Below are 17767 nucleotides of genomic sequence, written 5' to 3' on the forward strand. Positions count from 1 at the left end.
ATTGATCGTCTCTACATATTTCTTCGGTATTGACCCCCTACTTGGAACAAGGCTTCCGTAATCTGTCCCAACGAACAGTATTTCGCTGCCTCCATTAATTTTTCAAAGATATTTTCATTGTTGATGGCGACCTCTTGCAACTCCTTCAACTGCTTTTCGGCTTTGCTGGCTTCCCGTTTGTGCAGGTTTTCCAGTGTCTTAATTTGATTTTGCTTTTCGGTTTCCGTAGCCCGGATGACTTCTGCTGGCAGAATGGTCGGTGAGCCTTTGGAACTCAAAAAGGTATTGACCCCAATGATGGGGTATTCCCCAGAATGCTTCAACGTCTCATAATGCAAACTTTCTTCTTGGATTTTGGAACGTTGGTACATAGTTTCCATAGCTCCCAAAACACCACCGCGTTCCGTAATCCTATCAAATTCCATCAGTACAGCCTCCTCGACCAAATCGGTCAATTCCTCAATGATAAACGAGCCCTGAATCGGGTTTTCGTTTTTGGCCAAGCCCAATTCCTTGTTGATGATCAATTGAATGGCCATGGCCCTGCGGACAGATTCCTCCGTGGGGGTAGTGATGGCCTCGTCATACGCATTGGTATGCAAGGAGTTGCAATTATCGTAGATGGCGTACAACGCTTGGAGCGTGGTTCGGATATCGTTGAAATCGATTTCTTGGGCATGCAAACTTCTTCCCGAGGTTTGGATGTGGTATTTGAGCATCTGCGCCCTAGGATTGGCACCGTACTTTTCTTTGAGGGCTTTGGACCAAATACGTCTCGCCACCCGACCGATGACTGCATATTCGGATCCACCCCGTTCGAAAAGAAAAAGGAAAGATTGGGTCCAAACTTGTTGATGTCCATTCCCCTGCTCAAATAATATTCCACATAGGTAAAACCGTTGGACAGCGTAAACGCCAATTGCGTTATTGGATTGGCACCTGCTTCGGCAATGTGGTATCCTGAAATGGAAACGGAATAAAAATTACGTACCTGTTGTTCGATGAAATACTCCTGCACATCCCCCATTAACCTTAAGGCAAACTCCGTAGAGAAAATACAGGTGTTCTGCGCTTGGTCCTCCTTCAAAATATCGGCCTGAACCGTCCCCCGAACCTGGTTCAAGGTCTTGGCCTTGATATCTTCGTACACCTCCTTGGGCAGCACTTGGTCCCCCGTAACACCCAAAAGCATCAACCCCAGACCGTCGTTCCCTTGGGGCAAGTCTCCATAATAGGAGGGTGCTTCTGCATCCTTCGCCTTAAAAATCGACTTTATTTTTTTCTGGACCTCGTTCTCTAATCCGTGTGCCTTGATGTATTTTTCACAATTTTGGTCAATCGCAGCATTCATAAAAAAGGCCAGCAACATGGGCGCCGGACCATTAATGGTCATACTCACCGAAGTCATTGGACTGCTCAGATCAAATCCGGAATATAGTTTCTTGGCATCATCCAAACAGCAAATGCTCACCCCTGCATTTCCAATTTTTCCGTAGATATCTGGGCGGTGGTCTGGGTCGTTCCCGTAGAGCGTCACTGAATCAAATGCTGTGGACAACCGTTTGGCTGGCATATCCATGCTTACATAATGAAAACGTCGATTGGTCCGTTCCGGTCCACCCTCTCCAGCAAACATTCGGGTGGGGTCTTCTCCTTCCCGTTTAAACGGGTACAGTCCAGCGGTGTAGGGAAATTCACCCGGCACGTTCTCTTGTAAGATCCATAGCAAAATATCGCCCCACGCCTTGTATTTGGGCAAGGCAACTTTCGGGATTTGACTATGCGAAAGGGATTCGGTATGGGTTTTAATTTTGACTTCTTTGTCCCGCACCTTAAAGGAATACACCTCGGCCGCATAACGGCTCACCTTTTCCCGCCACTTGATGATGGCCTCCCAGTACAGTGGGTTCAAGTGCATTTTGATGCGATCAAATTCCTTGATCAAAAGATTGACCAATTCTTTGGATTCCTCATTTTTGAGATGGGATTTAATGTTTTCCTCGTTCAATCCCGATTTATCCAAGAAAGCTTCCTCCGCCTGCTCTTGCTCCATTCCCAAAACGGAGGACAGGGTCATAAATACCCCATAAAGCTTTTGGGCCGTTTTGGATTCCTCCCTGGCCTTAGCGTCATAATTTCTATTGTTCTCTGCAATTTCCGACAGATATCTGGTCCGCGACGGCGGAATCACATAGATCTTTTCGGTCATTTCTTGGGTCACCTCGAGAGTGGACTGCAGTTGGGCACCTGCCTTTTCCACCAAGGTATCCATCACTTTTTTATAAAGACTGTTCATGCCGGGGTCGTTGAACTGCGAAGCGATGGTCCCGAAAATGGGAAGCTCATCCTCATTGGCATGCCATAATCCATGGTTACGGGCATATTGCTTTTTTACATCACGAAGGGCATCCAAAGCGCCCCTTTTATCAAACTTGTTAATAGCCACGATGTCCGCAAAATCCAGCATATCAATTTTTTCCAATTGGGTTGCCGCACCAAACTCGGGCGTCATCACATACAGGGATACATCGCTGTGCTCCAAAATTTCGGTGTCGGACTGCCCTATGCCCGAGGTTTCCAAGATAATAAGGTCGTATTTTGCCGCCTTGAGCACCTGCACCGCTTCGGACACATGCTTGGAAAGGGCCAAATTGGACTGTCGGGTCGCCAACGATCGCATGTACACCCGCTCATTATTGATCGCGTTCATACGAATACGGTCGCCCAAAAGTGCACCTCCTGTTTTTCGTTTGGAAGGATCTACGGAAACAATACCAATATGCTTGTCGGGGAAATCCATCAAGAATCTTCGGACCAATTCGTCCACGAGACTGGATTTTCCAGCACCTCCAGTACCCGTAATCCCAAGTACAGGGACATTGTCTTGTTCTTTTTGGATGGTTGATGCAAACTGCTCAAAGGCATCATGACGATTTTCTGCCAAGGAAATCAGGCGCGCCAAGGTGTTGGGGTGCTTGGCGGACAATTCCTGCTCCAGACTTCTTCCCTTTGGGAAGGTCAAATCTGGGACAGCAGTATCGCAACGTTCCACCAGATCATTGATCATTCCCTGAAGACCCATTTCCCTTCCATCATCGGGCGAATAAATGCGCTCAATGCCATACTCCATCAATTCCTTGATTTCTTCCGGAAGTATAACTCCGCCTCCGCCACCAAATATTTTGATATGGCCTGCACCCCGCTCCTTCAACAAATCGAACATGTACCTAAAATACTCGTTGTGCCCTCCTTGGTACGAGGTCATCGCAATGGCATTGGCATCCTCCTGAATGGCACAATCGACCACTTCGGAAACGCTTCTATCATGCCCCAAATGAATCACTTCGACCCCAGTGGCCTGTATGATTCGCCGCATAATATTGATGGCTGCATCGTGGCCATCGAACAGGGAAGCTGCGGTTACAATACGTATTTTATGTTTGGGTGTGTAGGCTTTAATTTGTTCCATCGTTAATAAAGGATGTAATTTTGCTCTGCAATTTACGGAAAATGCAATTGAAAATTGATTTTGATTAAGATTGTACAAAAAATAGTAAATGTTTGGGCTTCCTTTTTTGAATACCATAATTTTACTCACTAAAACCTAACCCATGAAACTGACCATTCTCATTCATTGTCCCGACCAATCGGGAATCATTCGTTCGGTGACCACTTTCGTCCATCAACAACAAGGAAATGTAGTGTATTTGGACCAACATGTGGACAAACAGGCCGGGGTATTTTTTATGCGTTTGAAAAGCGAGTTCGAACAGGAAATCGACCTGACTCAATTCAAGGAGGATTTTGGTCAAGAACTGGCAACACGGTTTCAAATGGAATGGGACGCTTACACGGATGGGTACAAACCAAAAATGGCCATTTTCGTTTCCAAATACAACCATTGCCTTTATGATTTGCTCAGCCGATACAATTCTGGAGAGCTAGCCGTAGAAGTTCCCTTTATTTTGAGCAACCACAAGGATTTGGAGTATGTGGCCCATCAATTCGACATTCCGTATTTTCATGTTCCGGTGACCAAGGAAAACAAAGCCGAAGCTGAGGATAAACAATTGGAATTGTTGGCTGAATATGGAGCAGACTTTATCGTTTTGGCCAGATACATGCAAATTGTATCACCAAAGGTGATTGACGTTTTTCCGCAAAAAATCATTAATATTCACCATTCGTTCTTACCGGCCTTTGCGGGCGCTAAACCCTACCACGCTGCATTTGAGCGAGGGGTAAAAATCATTGGCGCCACCAGTCATTACGTAACGGAAGACTTGGACGAAGGACCCATTATTGAGCAGGATGTTACGGCCGTTTCGCACACCCATTCCGTGAAGGATTTCATCGCCAAGGGCAGGGATTTGGAGCGCATTGTACTTTCCCGTGCGGTGCAGCTTCACGTAGCCCGCAAAACAATGGTCTACAATAACAAAACCGTTATTTTTTCATAATCGAATCAAAGATTATGTATCTTAATATCAACAATTAACACCAAATTCTTACATGAATCAAGATTATATACAACCGAATGCATGGAGTCTCATCGAAGAAGGTTTCGACAAGGAACGCGTTAAATCTTCGGAAAGTCTTTTCAGTATCGGAAATGGCGCCATGGGACAACGTGCCAATTTTGAAGAATCCTATTCCGGCCCCACATTCCAAGGGAGCTATATCGGAGGGGTCTATTATCCTGACAAAACCCGCGTTGGGTGGTGGAAAAATGGCTATCCCGAATATTTTGCCAAGGTATTGAACGCTCCCAATTGGATCGGTATTGATGTACTGGTTGATGGTGAGCCGCTGGATTTGGCCAAGTGCAAAAACGTAAAAAAATTTAGGCGGGAACTCAACATGAAGGAAGGTTGGTACCGAAGGGATTTTGAAGCCACTACGGCCAATGATGTTGAAATCAAAGTGGTAGCCACCCGATTTTTAAGTCTTTCCCATGATGAACTGGGGGCGATACACTACGAGGTAACACCATTGAACACCGATGCCGATATCACCTTTAAGCCTTATCTGGACGCTGGCATCACCAACGAGGACAGCAACTGGGACGATAAATTTTGGAACACTACACAGATTACATCGGAAAAAAACCGGGCATTTGTGGAATCTCACACCATGAAAACCCATTTTAATGTGTGCACTTTTATGCAGGCCCACTTGGTGTATGGAGAGCATACCAAAACAACTCCCGACCAACTGCATAAGGGAGAGCTTTCCATTGGGTTTGAGTTTTCCCAAAACGTAAAAAAGGGAGAGGGCGTAAGTTTGGTCAAATTTGGAGGGTATACGGTAGATAGAAACCACGATGCCCAAAAACTGACCGAAGCGGCCAACCATGTTCTTGATGCAGCCTCCAAGCTAGGGTTTGAGGGACTCTTGGACGCCCAAAAGAAAGCATGGGGCGAAGTTTGGGAAATGAGCGATATCACCATTGAAGGTGACGTTAAGGCACAACAAGGTATCCGTTTCAATATTTTCCAGTTGAACCAAACCTATACCGGTACCGATTCCCGTTTGAATATTGGACCCAAAGGGTTTACGGGCGAAAAATATGGCGGTAGCACCTATTGGGATACCGAGGCGTACTGTCTGCCGTTTTATATGGCCACCAAAAATCAGGAGGTTGCCCGTAAGTTGCTGAAGTACCGCTACAACCATTTGGAAAAGGCCATTGAAAATGCCGAAAAACTGGGCTTTACCAAGGGGGCAGCTCTTTATCCCATGGTAACGATGAACGGCGAAGAGTGCCACAACGAATGGGAAATCACCTTTGAGGAAATCCACAGGAACGGTGCCATTGCCTATGCCATTTTTAATTACACACGTTTCACCAACGACCAAAGCTACATTCCCGAAATGGGATTGGAGGTTTTGATTGGTATTGCACGTTTTTGGCAACAGCGAGTCAACTGGTCCGAACATCGAAAAAAGTACGTGATGCTAGGTGTAACAGGACCCAATGAGTACGAAAACAACGTCAATAATAACTGGTACACCAACTATCTGGCCAAATGGTGCTTGGAATATGCTTTGGAGCAATTGGAGCAGGTACAACAAAACTACCCATCCGATTACAAGAGGGTCATGGACAAAACCCAATTAAGCAATGACGAAACCGGACTTTGGAAAAAAATTGTGGCCCACATGTACTTCCCATATTCAGAGGAACATGGCGTATACCTGCAACAAGATGGCTTCTTGGACAAGGATTTGGTGCGGGTGGCCAATTTGGACAAAAAAGAACGACCCATCAACCAACATTGGAGCTGGGACCGCATCCTACGTTCGCCATATATTAAACAGGCTGATACCTTGCAGGGCTTTTACTTTTTTGAGGACCATTTTACGGATGCCGAGCTGGAGAAACATTTTGATTTCTATGAATCGTTTACGGTTCACGAATCATCCTTATCGCCCTGCGTACACGCCATACAAGCAGCAAAGCTGGGCAGAATGGAGCAGGCATATACCTTTTACCTGCGCACTTCACGTTTAGATTTGGACGACTACAATAAAGAGGTGGAAGAAGGACTGCACATCACTTCCATGGCGGGTACTTGGATGAGTATTGTGGAAGGCTTTGGCGGAATGCGCATCCAGAATGGAACCTTGTGCTTCACACCACAAATACCGCAACAATGGGAGTCCTATTCCTTTAAAATCAATTTTAGGAACAGAGTCATTAAAGTGAACGTCAGTCAAAAAGAAACAACGTTTACGATTGATGGAGGAGCGGACCTCGAAATCATGCTGAATGGCAAGCCGAAAACGCTCTCTGGGTCCTAAAAATGGGCTAAGGAAACACAACGCTTGGTTTTCCCAAGGAAGAAGTTCATCTAAAATGCTTCATAAATCATCGATTTATGGAGCATTACACCTATTTTCATATCAATTTTAAACACAAAACCATGAAGAAAATAATCCTAAGTGCCGTTGTGCTGCTGCTAATGAGCTGCGCCGAACTGCAACAGGTCGTAAACCAATTGCCCCAAGGAACATCGGGCATTGGCAACGAACAGATAGCCCAAGGTCTGCGGGAAGCCTTGAATATGGGCATTGACAAACAGGTCAATAAATTGGCGCTAGAAAACGGTTTTTTTAAGAACGAGCTGGTAAAAATCTTGCTCCCCGAAGAATTGCAAAAGGTAGACAAAACGCTACGTGATATTGGATTGTCGAGTTTGGCCGACGAGGGGCTGCGCATCATCAACAGGGCCGCAGAGGATGCCGTTGGGGAGGCGACCCCGATTTTTGTAGAGGCTGTGAAAGGCATCACGTTCAACGACGCCAGGCAAATTCTACTGGGGAACGATAATGCCGCCACCCAATATTTGCAGCAGGCCACTAAAACCCAGCTGTACAATAAATTCAATCCCATTATCAAGCAATCGTTCCAAAAAGTAGGTGCAGACCAGATTTGGAGCAACATCATCACCAAATACAACAACCTACCCTTAACCAATGATGTAAACCCCGACCTAACGGACTACACCACCAATGAAGCGCTGGAAGGTGTTTATGCTATGATAGCGGTGGAAGAAAAGGAAATTAGGACAAAAGTTTCGTCCAGAACAACAGATTTGTTAAAAAAAGTGTTCGCTCTACAAGATTAATCATAATTTTTTCAGAAAAATGTAATAACTTTAAAACTAAAGCGTTATAATTTCAAGATTCAAGAATAATTATAACAAAACCCTAAAGTTAAATTAACCTTGAGCTGAAGGTTAAACTTGAATTTTGTACAAGTTATCTGAGTTAGCATTTTTTTGAGTTAGTTAGTTTAAAAACCGGTGTACCATCACCGGTTTTTTGTTTTCTGCATCGGACGATACAGGCCATCAAAAGCAACGGAGACCGCTCCTTTTTCGTCAAGTACCTCCCATAATTGCCTCACTGTTCCATCCGGGTTGTTTATCCATGTAATTCTGTTGGTATAGGTTTTCCCGTCAGCTTTGGTAAACTCATCTGAGGACAAAATCATTTTATTTCCTTTTCGGTTTCCGCTTAATTTCAGCACTGCACCGGTATTATCTACCCACGTCTGTTCCCACGTATCCCTTTCAGCATTATAAAAATTGAGACTCGTTCCAGTATATCCAGCTTTAGCACTGGTCCAATGTTCACGGATAACACAACCGTTTTCTTCCTTTGAGATACGACTCGTTCCGGCTGGAGAACCATCTTTGGCGTTAACGACCTCCCATTCCCCTATCCAAAAATCAAAAGCCCTATGATTTTCAGTGCAACAGGGGCAACTATCCGAGTTTTGGGCAGTCATCAGTGTTGACAAAAACAACGCTAAAATGACCCATAATCTAAACATAAGGATGCCTTAGTAATTATTCGACTCCTTTTAAAGGTACGTTAATTTTATCCTAACCCAATGTAATGCCTTCGATAGGATTAAGGCCGATTCGTTAAATTTTAGATAAATTACCTGATTTATAGCTGTATAGCGTCTTCACCCATAGTCCACAAGCCCGATTTGAACGTATCTTTGGAAGTAACAAATCTTAAGAGCTATGAATAATCAGTATTGTAAAGTGGGAACGGTAACGCCCATCACCGGTTTAAGTCATGCCACCTCCGTTTTGGAAGTGATGCACAACAATTTTATGGAAAAGGCTGCGAGTGTTTCCGGTAAGGATTCCCAATTGGGCGAATTCTTTAAAAGAAAAGCGCAGGGCATTAAAAAAGTATTGGAAAGTCTTTAGTTTGAGGGCTATCCTAATTTATCCAGCTCAATTTCCATTTGCTGCTGAATTTCCTGTGCCTTTTTTGCAGCGATTTCCGCAAAGTCAGTCCCATTTGATGCATAGATAATTCCTCTGGAAGAATTCACCAATAAACCTACATTCTTGGTGATTCCATACTTGCATACCTCTTGTAAACTTCCGCCTTGCGCACCCACTCCGGGCACCAACAAAAAGCTTTCTGGAACAATTTTTCTGATATCCGCCAAATAATCGGCTTTGGTGGCCCCCACCACATACATTAATCGCTCAGCGCCTTTGTACGTTTTAGAGACAGACAATACTTCTTTGTAGAGTTCCTGTCCACCCACATTTTTGGTCTGAAAATCAAAAGCCCCCTGGTTAGAAGTCAATGCCAATAAAATGGTATGCCTATCCTCAAATGCTAGAAAAGGTTCTACCGAATCTTTGCCCATGTAAGGTGCAATGGTGATGGAATCAAAATCCATGGTATCAAAAAATGCTTTGGCATAGCGGGTAGAGGTATTCCCGATATCCCCTCGTTTTGCATCGGCAATGGTAAAGATTTCCGGGTGGTTTAGATTGATATACTCCATGGTCCGTTCCAAGGATTTCCATCCTTCCAACCCATAGGCTTCATAAAAAGCGATATTGGGCTTATAGGCCACACAGTACGGATGCGTAGCATCAATAATGGCCTTATTGAACGCAAAAATGGGGTCTTCCTCCCCCAGCAAATGCTTCGGGGTTTTATCCAAGTCAGTATCAAGACCTACACAGAGAAACGATTTTTTTTGACGTATTTGGGCAATTAAATCTGTTATCTTCATTTTGGTGGTTTCTCGACCGTTCTTGGTTTTAATACATTAGAATATCTCGGAAGCTTCCTTGAGTTTTTCGGTGTTCTCTACCAACATCAGCTCATCAATGATTTTTTGAATATCCCCATTGATGATATTCTGCAAATCATAAAGCGTAAGCCCGATTCGGTGGTCGGTTACCCTACCCTGCGGATAATTGTAGGTGCGGATTTTGGCCGAACGGTCGCCACTGCTCACTTGGGAATTCCGTTTGGCTGCATCTTCGGCCTGCTTTTTGGCCAATTCCATATCGTACAAACGGGCACGAAGTACCTTAAAGGCTTTATCCTTGTTTTTGTGCTGTGATTTTTCATCCTGACATTGCGCAACAATCCCTGTTGGTTCGTGCGTCAATCGCACCGCCGAGTACGTAGTGTTCACCGACTGCCCACCCGGTCCGGACGAACAGAAATAATCAATCCGAACATCTTTGGGGTCTATTTGCACATCAAATTCTTCCGCTTCTGGAATTACCATTACGGTAGCGGCGCTGGTGTGCACCCTACCTTGGGTTTCGGTCTGTGGCACGCGTTGCACACGGTGTACGCCCGCCTCAAACTTGAGGGTACCGTACACATCTTCCCCATTCACCTCGAAATGGATTTCCTTATAACCACCACTGGTTCCTTCGCTCAAATCGATTACATTGGTCTTCCACCCTTTGGATTCACAGTATTTGGTATACATGCGGAATAAGTCTCCGGCAAAAATACTGGCTTCGTCTCCACCTGTACCTGCACGGATTTCCATAACCACGTTCTTGGCATCTTCAGGATCTTTGGGAATCAAAAGGAATTTGATTTCCTCCTCCAATTGGGGCAGGGCGCTTTTTGCCTCGTCCAATTGCATTTTGGCCATTTCCACCATTTCGGCATCGCTGCCATCGGCAATGATTTCTTCGGCCTCTTGAATATTATTGGTAAGGGTAATGTACTCATCCCGCTTTTCGCTGAGTACTTTAAGGTCCTTATATTCTTTGTTGAGTTTTACGTACCGTTTTTGGTCCGCAATAATATCGGGTTGTATGATCAGGTCCGAAACCTCATCAAAACGTTGTTTTACAATGTTGAGTTTGTCTAGCATAAATCAATCCTCCTAATAGGAATGCGAATTTACGATTTTTTAGTTGGATTATTTTTTAAATCCTAGGTATCAGTTACCAACAAAAGTAGTCCCCAAGGTAACGATAAAGGCATTGAGACCATCGCTACGGTCGTATTGACTAAAGCGCATGTTGATGGTCTTTAACCCAAAGCTGAGCACCCGGGTGCTGGTAAAAATGTCCTTGTACTGTACTCCCATTCCATATTGATGCGCATCATAGTTGGACAAATCGTAATCGGACGTATAAAACTCGAAGGTAGAGAAGGCCTCTTCTTTTGGATAGAAATAATCGGCAGCTGTTTGGGTATAGTATCGATAGGTGGGAAACAGCGTAAACTTATCCGTAAGCTTAATCGGCGCCTCCAAACTCGCTGTGTGCGACTGAACTCCCCAATCGTCCCAATAAAAACGGTAGTAGGAACGCAGTATCACCAAATCGTTCAGATAATAGTTCAACCGCCCACCCACAGGTAGTTTGAAACGGCTTTCGGGCAATTGCTCCACATTGTCCGCCAATTGGAACTCATCGATAAAAAAATCCTCAAAATCCGAAAAATAGACCCGCTGGAAGGGCGTGCTCAACAGACCATTCTGCGAAACTACATCCATAAATAGTGCTCCCTGCAATTTTGGCGTCAATATTTGGCTGAAACTCAACGAAAGTGAATAGGAGTTTCTGTTTTCATTTTCAAATTCCGAAAAAATGGGTTGATAGGTCCCATTTCCAGTGATTCGATCATCAAAAAAACCGTTGCGCAGCTCTATGGGGTATTGCGAATTCCATTTGTCCAGAAACACACGACCGCTTAGGGTGATTTCCGTATTCTTTTCATTGAACAATTTGGTAAAACTGCCACCAAATCCAATCGAAACATAATCGTACTCAGATGAAAAATAGCCATTGACGCTCCAAATGGTATTGCGGTCATCGGAACTGTGCTCGTAAGTTGGGTTGATATAAGCCAGCACATCCTTGCGCGATTCGCCCGAAGAGGCATCAAACGGGCTCACATCCACGCCGCCATCCAAAGGATTGACGTTACTGGAAGATGCTGAAGTATAGGCAGAAAGACCCACATCTACCGTTAAGATATCGTCTTCGTTCATAGGCATGCGAAGCACGATGCTCGAAGTGGCATCCGTCAACTCCTCCGTGCCCTCACCGCCGGTAACGGCTGCATTTTGCCCATCCTGATTGTAATAACTGAACAACAAGTCAACTTCACTAGCTTCTAGAACTCTTCGTTTATAAGAGGTATTGCTCTGCTGTGACCAGCCCATACCTGCCTTCATCAAGAAGAAGAAAAGAAAAATGGTTTTTATGGATTTGGATAATTCGGTCATTGGGCTGTTAGATCGATTGCTGCTTTGTATTAATTGCATCCGCATCCCCCACCTGTTTTGCCTCCGTTGGCACCAGCGGATGCCTCCCTATAAATATGAAAATTGGTCTCGAACCGCTCGCACGGCCTTGCACTCAATTGCATCTCCTCATCGTTCACGTACACCTTGTCGTATTCCCGAACGACAACGCAGGAATTGAGACCAATCAGAAGTATGATAAACCAAAAGAGTTTTTGCATGAGCTAAATGTACTAATTCGTATCGAACAGGATGCCCGAACTTCGATGAACTTTATTTTCCGAATCCACAATGACGGCCTCTACCCCATCAATTTGATTGATCATATGCAGACCAACATCGCGGCCCATGGTAAAGACAGCGGTGGCCAAGGCATCGCACAGCTCGGCTTGCTTCGCAAAAATGGATACACTATTGATGCCCTTGGTGGGGTACCCCGTTCTTGGGTCGATAATATGGGAGTATTTTTCCCCGTCGATGATAATATACTTTTCATAATTCCCGGATGTGGCCACAGAGGACTCCACAACAGGCAGCCAACTGAACACTTTATCCTTACTGAGCGGATTGGCGATGCCCACCAACCATTTTTCGCCTGTGACTTTGGTTCCCCAAGTAGTAAGATCACCAGAAGCATTGATGATTCCTCCTTTGACCTCTTTGGAAACCAATAGATCTTTAGCCTTATCGGCGGCATAGCCTTTGCCGATGGCTCCAAATCCGATTTTCATGCCTTTTTCGGGAAGAAATACGGTTGCGTTTTCGACATCCAAAACCAGTTTTTGATACCCCACCTTCGCCACAGAGTTTTTGATTTCGTCAGCCGTGGGCTTTTTGTCCATGCTCCCATCAAACTTCCAGATTTGGTCCATGGAAGCATAGGTGATATCGAAGGCCCCATCGGTGATTTCTGATATTTTGATTGCCCGTTCTATCAAATTAAACAGTTCCCGACTCACCTTTACAGGTTTAATACCGGCATTTTTGTTGATCAAGGAGGTTTCTGATTTTTCATCCCATGATGAAATGACCCTTTCGATACGTTCAATTTCGGAAACAGCTTCGTCAATGTTGATGTACCCTATTTCCTCGTTGGGTGCCACGACGGTAATCTCAAACCGGGTCCCCATCAATTTCAAGGTCTTTTTTACCGTCACATCCGTTTGCCTCGACTGCCCGAACGACAGCAGGCAACACAGACTGCAGGTCAAGACAAGTAGGGTCTTCATTGGATGAACTTGTTAAGGGTCTTGATATACTTTTCGGGACTGGTTCGGGCCACAAAGCCGGTGGTTCCCAAGACTTTCTGATTTTTGTCCATCACCACCACCAACGGAAAATAACCCTTTGGGTTATATTTTTCAGCTAGGGATTTGTTTACGTTCATCTTTTCCTCGGGCAGTTTGTTCTGCTTCTTCCGAGGGAAATCGGCATCGTACATCACATAATGTTCCGAAGCGTAGGCCTTAAACTCATCGCTGTCAAAAATATGTCGCTTTAAACGGATGCAAGGAGCACACCAATCCGAACCCGAAAACACAAGAACAATCGGTTTCTCTTCGGCCGACGCTTTGGCAAGGGCCGCATCAAAACTTTCTTCCCATTGTTGTGCTTGAAGCAGGCCGGAAAAGCAAAGTAGTAGTATATAGATGATATTTTTCATTCGATTTGGGATTGGCAAAACTACTCAAATACCCGTAATTCGGAACCGTTGAGTTCCGTATTGAAAACCTTCAAGGCTCTGGCAGGGTTTCCATCTACCTGGTTGAGCGGTGTGCCGTCTTGGTCGAAACGAGACCCGTGGACATCACAATAAAATATACCACCGTTCTGGTTCACAAAACGTACCTGATCATAGGATTCATGACTGCAAACTTGGCTTGCGGCCACATATTCGCCTTCCAAATTTCTAGCGACCACAACTAAATTTTTTAAGATAAACCCGCCATTCTGCGAAAGATTTGCTGCTTCGTTCGAAGTCAGGTCGATGGTAAAGTCGACTCCAGTGGGTTCTTCCACCAAATTTCCATTCACTTCATCCTTGGAGCAACCGTGCAAACAGGGAAATGTGAGGGCAAAGGCAGCACCTGCGCCCAAACTTCGTAGGAATTCCTTTCTTTCCATAGCGTAGAGGTTTATAATGTAAAACGCTATTTCGAGAAAAATCGTATGCTAATAGGTAAACTTGCCGTAGGTACTCTGGATGGCCAATTTTTTGGTATCGGAGGGTTCCACTCGACCAATAATTTGGGCATCCACATCAAAACTCTGCGAAATGGCGATAATCTCCTCCGCAACACTCTCATCCACATACAGTTCCATACGATGTCCGCAATTGAACACCTGGTACATTTCTTTCCAATCGGTATTGGATTGTTCCTGTATCAATTTGAACAATGGTGGAATGGGAAACATATTGTCCTTGATGATGTGAAGGTCCTCCACAAAGTGGAGAATTTTGGTCTGTGCACCACCGCTGCAATGCACCATACCGTGAATTTCTTTGGATGAATAGCGCTCCAACACCTTTTTGATGATGGGTGCGTAGGTCCGGGTGGGCGACAAAACCAGTTTTCCCGCATCAAGGGGTGAACCTGGCACCTTATCGGACAATTTTGCATTCCCCGAATACACCAATTCCTCTGGAACGGAGGCATCAAAACTTTCTGGGTATTTTTTGGCCAAATATTTGGAGAACACATCATGGCGCGCCGAGGTAAGTCCATTGCTCCCCATGCCGCCATTATACTCGGTTTCATAGCTCGCCTTTCCGAAGGAAGCCAAGCCTACGATCACATCACCTGCTTTGATATTGGCATTGTCGATAACATTTTTGCGTTCCATCCGGGCCGTTACCGTGGAATCCACGATTATGGTTCGCACCAAATCGCCCACATCGGCCGTTTCACCTCCTGTAGACCGAATGGTGATACCGTGTTTCTCCAAATCGGCAATCAATTCTTCGGTGCCATTGATGATAGCGGAAATCACCTCTCCGGGAATCAAGTTTTTGTTTCGCCCAATGGTGGAGGACAACATAATATTATCTGTTGCACCCACACAGATCAGATCGTCCACGTTCATGATTAAGGCATCTTGGGCAATTCCCTTCCACACGGAAATATCCCCCGTTTCCTTCCAATACATATAGGCCAAAGAGGACTTGGTACCAGCACCATCGGCATGCATTACCAAACAATGGTCCTCGCTACCCGTAAGGTAATCGGGTACAATTTTACAGAAAGCTTTGGGAAAAAGGCCTTTGTCGATATTTTTGATAGCGTTGTGCACATCTTCCTTGGAGGCGGAAACACCTCGTTGTGCATATCTCTTACTGGTATCGGATGACATATGAAAGGTTTGGGCAAAAATAACGGAAAGCCATCAAACTATTGATATGCTTTCCGTCTTTTACATTTTTAAGGCTCGTCCTATTTGGAGAACAGCATCTCGCGATATTTGGTAAAGGGCCAAAATTCATCGGCAACCAATTTCTCCAAGGTATCGGAGTGTTCCCGGATTTTATCAAAATAGGGTTTTACGTTGTTGCAATAGGCCTGGGCCTTTTTCTCCACGGCTGACATGCCATTGGCGCGCTTACGGGCATCAGCCATTTCATCCGTCAGCTTTTTGATTTCAACGATATGCTCCGCGATCTGCTCCAAAATGTTCAGCTGGACTTCTCCCATTTTCTTGTGGGCCGCGCCATATACTTCTTTCAACCCGTGAATGTTTTCCAAAAGGATATTTTGGTACTTTACTGCTGCTGGAATAATATGGTTGTATACCATTTCGCCCAACACACGCCCTTCAATTTGAATATGAAAAATATAGGCTCCCAGCTCGACCTCTTTGTGGGCCTTGAGCTCCACTTCGTTCATTACGTCCATTTGCTTGAAAAGCTCCAGACTCTCCTTTGCCGTGATGACTTGTAGTGCCTCTGGGGTGTTTTTGTTGATGCTCAGCTTGCGTCTTCTTGCCTCTTCCTGCCATTCCATTCCATAGCCATCCCCTTCAAAACGAATACGCTTGGAGGTTTTGATATATTCCCGAAGCACATTGAAAACCGCCTCGTCCTTTTTCAGGTTTTTCTTGTCGATAAGCGCATCGACCTCCTTTTTAAAGTCGGTCAACTGTTTGGCAACAATGGTATTGAGCATGGTCATGGGCTTTGCACAATTCGTCTTGGCCCCTACCCCTCTCATTTCAAACTTATTTCCCGTAAACGCAAAAGGCGAGGTTCTGTTCCTATCCGTATTGTCGAGCAATATTTCGGGAATCTTTCCAACCACGTTCAATTTGAGCTCCGTTTTTTCTTGGGGTGATAATTTTCCTTTGGAAACCCCTTCGAGTTCATCCAGCACATCGCTCAACTGCTTTCCTATAAATATGGAAATGATGGGAGGGGGTGCCTCGTTGGCTCCCAATCGATGGTCGTTGCTGGCAGAGGCTATGGATGCCCTCAATAATTCCTCATAAGTGTCCACAGCTTTGATCGTATTCACAAAGAAGGTCAAAAACTGAAGATTTTTCATGGGTGTACTCCCCGGACTCAACAGGTTGACGCCTGTATCGGTAGCCAAAGACCAGTTGTTATGTTTTCCCGAACCATTGATTCCCGCAAAGGGCTTTTCGTGGAACAGCACCGAGAAGTTGTATTTATCGGCAATCTCCTCCATCACGTCCATCAACAATAAATTATGGTCTACGGAAAGATTGGCCTCTTCAAAAACTGGAGCAAGCTCAAACTGATTGGGCGCCACCTCGTTATGGCGTGTCTTCACTGGAATGCCCAATTTGGTACATTCTTTTTCCAGTTCGCTCATAAAGCCCAAGACCCTTGCTGGGATCACACCAAAATAGTGATCGTCCAATTGTTGGCCTTTGGCCGAAAAACTGCCCACCAATGTCCGTCCCGTCACAGAGAGGTCCATTCGGGAATTGACCAATGCCTTATCTATCAAAAAGTATTCTTGCTCCCAACCTAATGTGGCATAAACCTTCCGTACGTTTTTGTCAAAATACTGTGCCACTCCGGTCGCGGCTTGGTCCACCGCCTGTAGGGCCCGCAAAAGAGGCGCCTTGTTGTCCAAGGCTTCACCAGTATAGGCAACGAATATGGTTGGGATACAGAGTGTTGTCTTATAAATAAATGCCGGAGAGGTAGGGTCCCAAGCGGTATAGCCCCGGGCCTCGAAGGTATTACGGATTCCTCCGCTCGGAAAGCTGGATGCATCGGGTTCTTGCTGTACGAGTTGTGCCCCGCCAAACTTTTCCATGGCCTTGCCATTGGGCAGGATATCGAAAAAAGCATCGTGCTTTTCCGCAGTGGCACCGGTCAACGGTTGAAACCAATGTGTATAATGGGTAGCTCCCATGGAAAGTGCCCAAGCTTTCATCCCCTCGGCCACTTGGTCGGCAATTTTTCGGTCTATTTTGGTTCCCTGAAAAATCGCAGATTTTACCTTTTCAAATGCTTCGGCGGTAAGGAACTGGAGCATTTTTTCTTCATTGAAGACATTTTTCCCAAACAGCTCGGATCTTTTACCAGTTTCGTTTATATCAGCATGTGTCCTATTTCGGCTTTCGGCCAAGGCATCAAATCTTGTTTTCGGCATATTCCATAATTTTTAAAATTCAAATCTACAATTAAGAATTTAATAATATATGCTTCAAAAATTACTTTTTTTTCATTCCACCCTCCTTTTG

At 45.0% G+C, this 17767-nt stretch carries 14 protein-coding genes and 1 pseudogene; 4 read left to right on the top strand and 11 right to left on the bottom strand.

The window, feature by feature from the left end:
* Positions 1-11: 11 nt before the first annotated feature.
* Positions 12-3469: pseudogene (locus ABNE31_RS15725) on the bottom strand (methylmalonyl-CoA mutase family protein).
* Between the two features lie 142 nt (positions 3470-3611).
* Here ABNE31_RS15725 and purU point away from each other — a divergent pair.
* From purU to ABNE31_RS15740, 3 genes are all read left to right on the top strand, one after another.
* Positions 3612-4460 (top strand): formyltetrahydrofolate deformylase, encoded by an 849-nt coding sequence (gene purU / locus ABNE31_RS15730; RefSeq protein ID WP_349351811.1) that lies wholly within the window; start codon positions 3612-3614, stop codon positions 4458-4460.
* 52 nt (positions 4461-4512) lie between these two features.
* Complete coding sequence (locus ABNE31_RS15735) at positions 4513-6804, top strand: glycoside hydrolase family 65 protein (protein ID WP_349351812.1); 2292 nt, start codon at positions 4513-4515, stop codon at positions 6802-6804.
* A 122-nt stretch (positions 6805-6926) separates the two neighbouring features.
* On the top strand, positions 6927-7631 hold the full coding sequence (locus ABNE31_RS15740) for a DUF4197 domain-containing protein (RefSeq protein ID WP_293284420.1): 705 nt from the start codon (positions 6927-6929) through the stop codon (positions 7629-7631).
* A 185-nt stretch (positions 7632-7816) separates the two neighbouring features.
* On the opposite strand, the gene ABNE31_RS15745 is transcribed toward ABNE31_RS15740, so the two are convergent.
* Positions 7817-8308, bottom strand: coding sequence for a hypothetical protein (locus tag ABNE31_RS15745; protein ID WP_349351813.1), 492 nt, complete (start codon positions 8306-8308; stop codon positions 7817-7819).
* Between the two features lie 232 nt (positions 8309-8540).
* On the opposite strand from ABNE31_RS15745, the gene ABNE31_RS15750 reads away from it, so the two are divergent.
* Positions 8541-8732 carry a hypothetical protein gene (locus tag ABNE31_RS15750; RefSeq protein ID WP_179384268.1) on the top strand — a complete coding sequence of 64 codons (192 nt, stop codon included), beginning with the start codon at positions 8541-8543 and terminating at the stop codon, positions 8730-8732.
* Between the two features lie 8 nt (positions 8733-8740).
* On the opposite strand, the gene pyrF is transcribed toward ABNE31_RS15750, so the two are convergent.
* The 9 genes from pyrF to ABNE31_RS15795 form a co-directional block, all read right to left on the bottom strand.
* Positions 8741-9562 carry an orotidine-5'-phosphate decarboxylase gene (gene pyrF / locus ABNE31_RS15755; RefSeq protein WP_349351814.1) on the bottom strand — a complete coding sequence of 274 codons (822 nt, stop codon included), beginning with the start codon at positions 9560-9562 and terminating at the stop codon, positions 8741-8743.
* Between the two features lie 36 nt (positions 9563-9598).
* Positions 9599-10675, bottom strand: coding sequence for a peptide chain release factor 1 (prfA, locus tag ABNE31_RS15760; protein WP_179384270.1), 1077 nt, complete (start codon positions 10673-10675; stop codon positions 9599-9601).
* A 69-nt stretch (positions 10676-10744) separates the two neighbouring features.
* Complete coding sequence (locus tag ABNE31_RS15765; protein WP_349351815.1) at positions 10745-12040, bottom strand: DUF3570 domain-containing protein; 1296 nt, start codon at positions 12038-12040, stop codon at positions 10745-10747.
* Positions 12041-12069: 29 nt separating this feature from the next.
* On the bottom strand, positions 12070-12279 hold the full coding sequence (locus ABNE31_RS15770; RefSeq protein WP_179384272.1) for a DUF4266 domain-containing protein: 210 nt from the start codon (positions 12277-12279) through the stop codon (positions 12070-12072).
* A gap of 12 nt (positions 12280-12291) precedes the next feature.
* Positions 12292-13287, bottom strand: coding sequence for an FAD:protein FMN transferase (locus tag ABNE31_RS15775; protein ID WP_349351816.1), 996 nt, complete (start codon positions 13285-13287; stop codon positions 12292-12294).
* Complete coding sequence (locus tag ABNE31_RS15780; protein WP_349351817.1) at positions 13284-13721, bottom strand: thioredoxin family protein; 438 nt, start codon at positions 13719-13721, stop codon at positions 13284-13286. Before ABNE31_RS15780 ends, ABNE31_RS15775 begins: the two co-directional genes overlap by 4 nt.
* A gap of 20 nt (positions 13722-13741) precedes the next feature.
* The gene (locus tag ABNE31_RS15785) at positions 13742-14182 is read right to left on the bottom strand and encodes a Rieske 2Fe-2S domain-containing protein (protein ID WP_349351818.1); all 441 of its coding nucleotides are present in this window, start codon (positions 14180-14182) and stop codon (positions 13742-13744) included.
* A 48-nt stretch (positions 14183-14230) separates the two neighbouring features.
* On the bottom strand, positions 14231-15409 hold the full coding sequence (locus tag ABNE31_RS15790; RefSeq protein ID WP_349351819.1) for an AIR synthase related protein: 1179 nt from the start codon (positions 15407-15409) through the stop codon (positions 14231-14233).
* A gap of 80 nt (positions 15410-15489) precedes the next feature.
* Positions 15490-17676, bottom strand: coding sequence for a glutamine synthetase III (locus ABNE31_RS15795; protein ID WP_179384277.1), 2187 nt, complete (start codon positions 17674-17676; stop codon positions 15490-15492).
* Between the last annotated feature and the right edge of the window lie 91 nt (positions 17677-17767).

It is taken from the genome of Flagellimonas sp. MMG031 (assembly GCF_040112705.1).
Lineage (GTDB): Bacteria > Bacteroidota > Bacteroidia > Flavobacteriales > Flavobacteriaceae > Flagellimonas.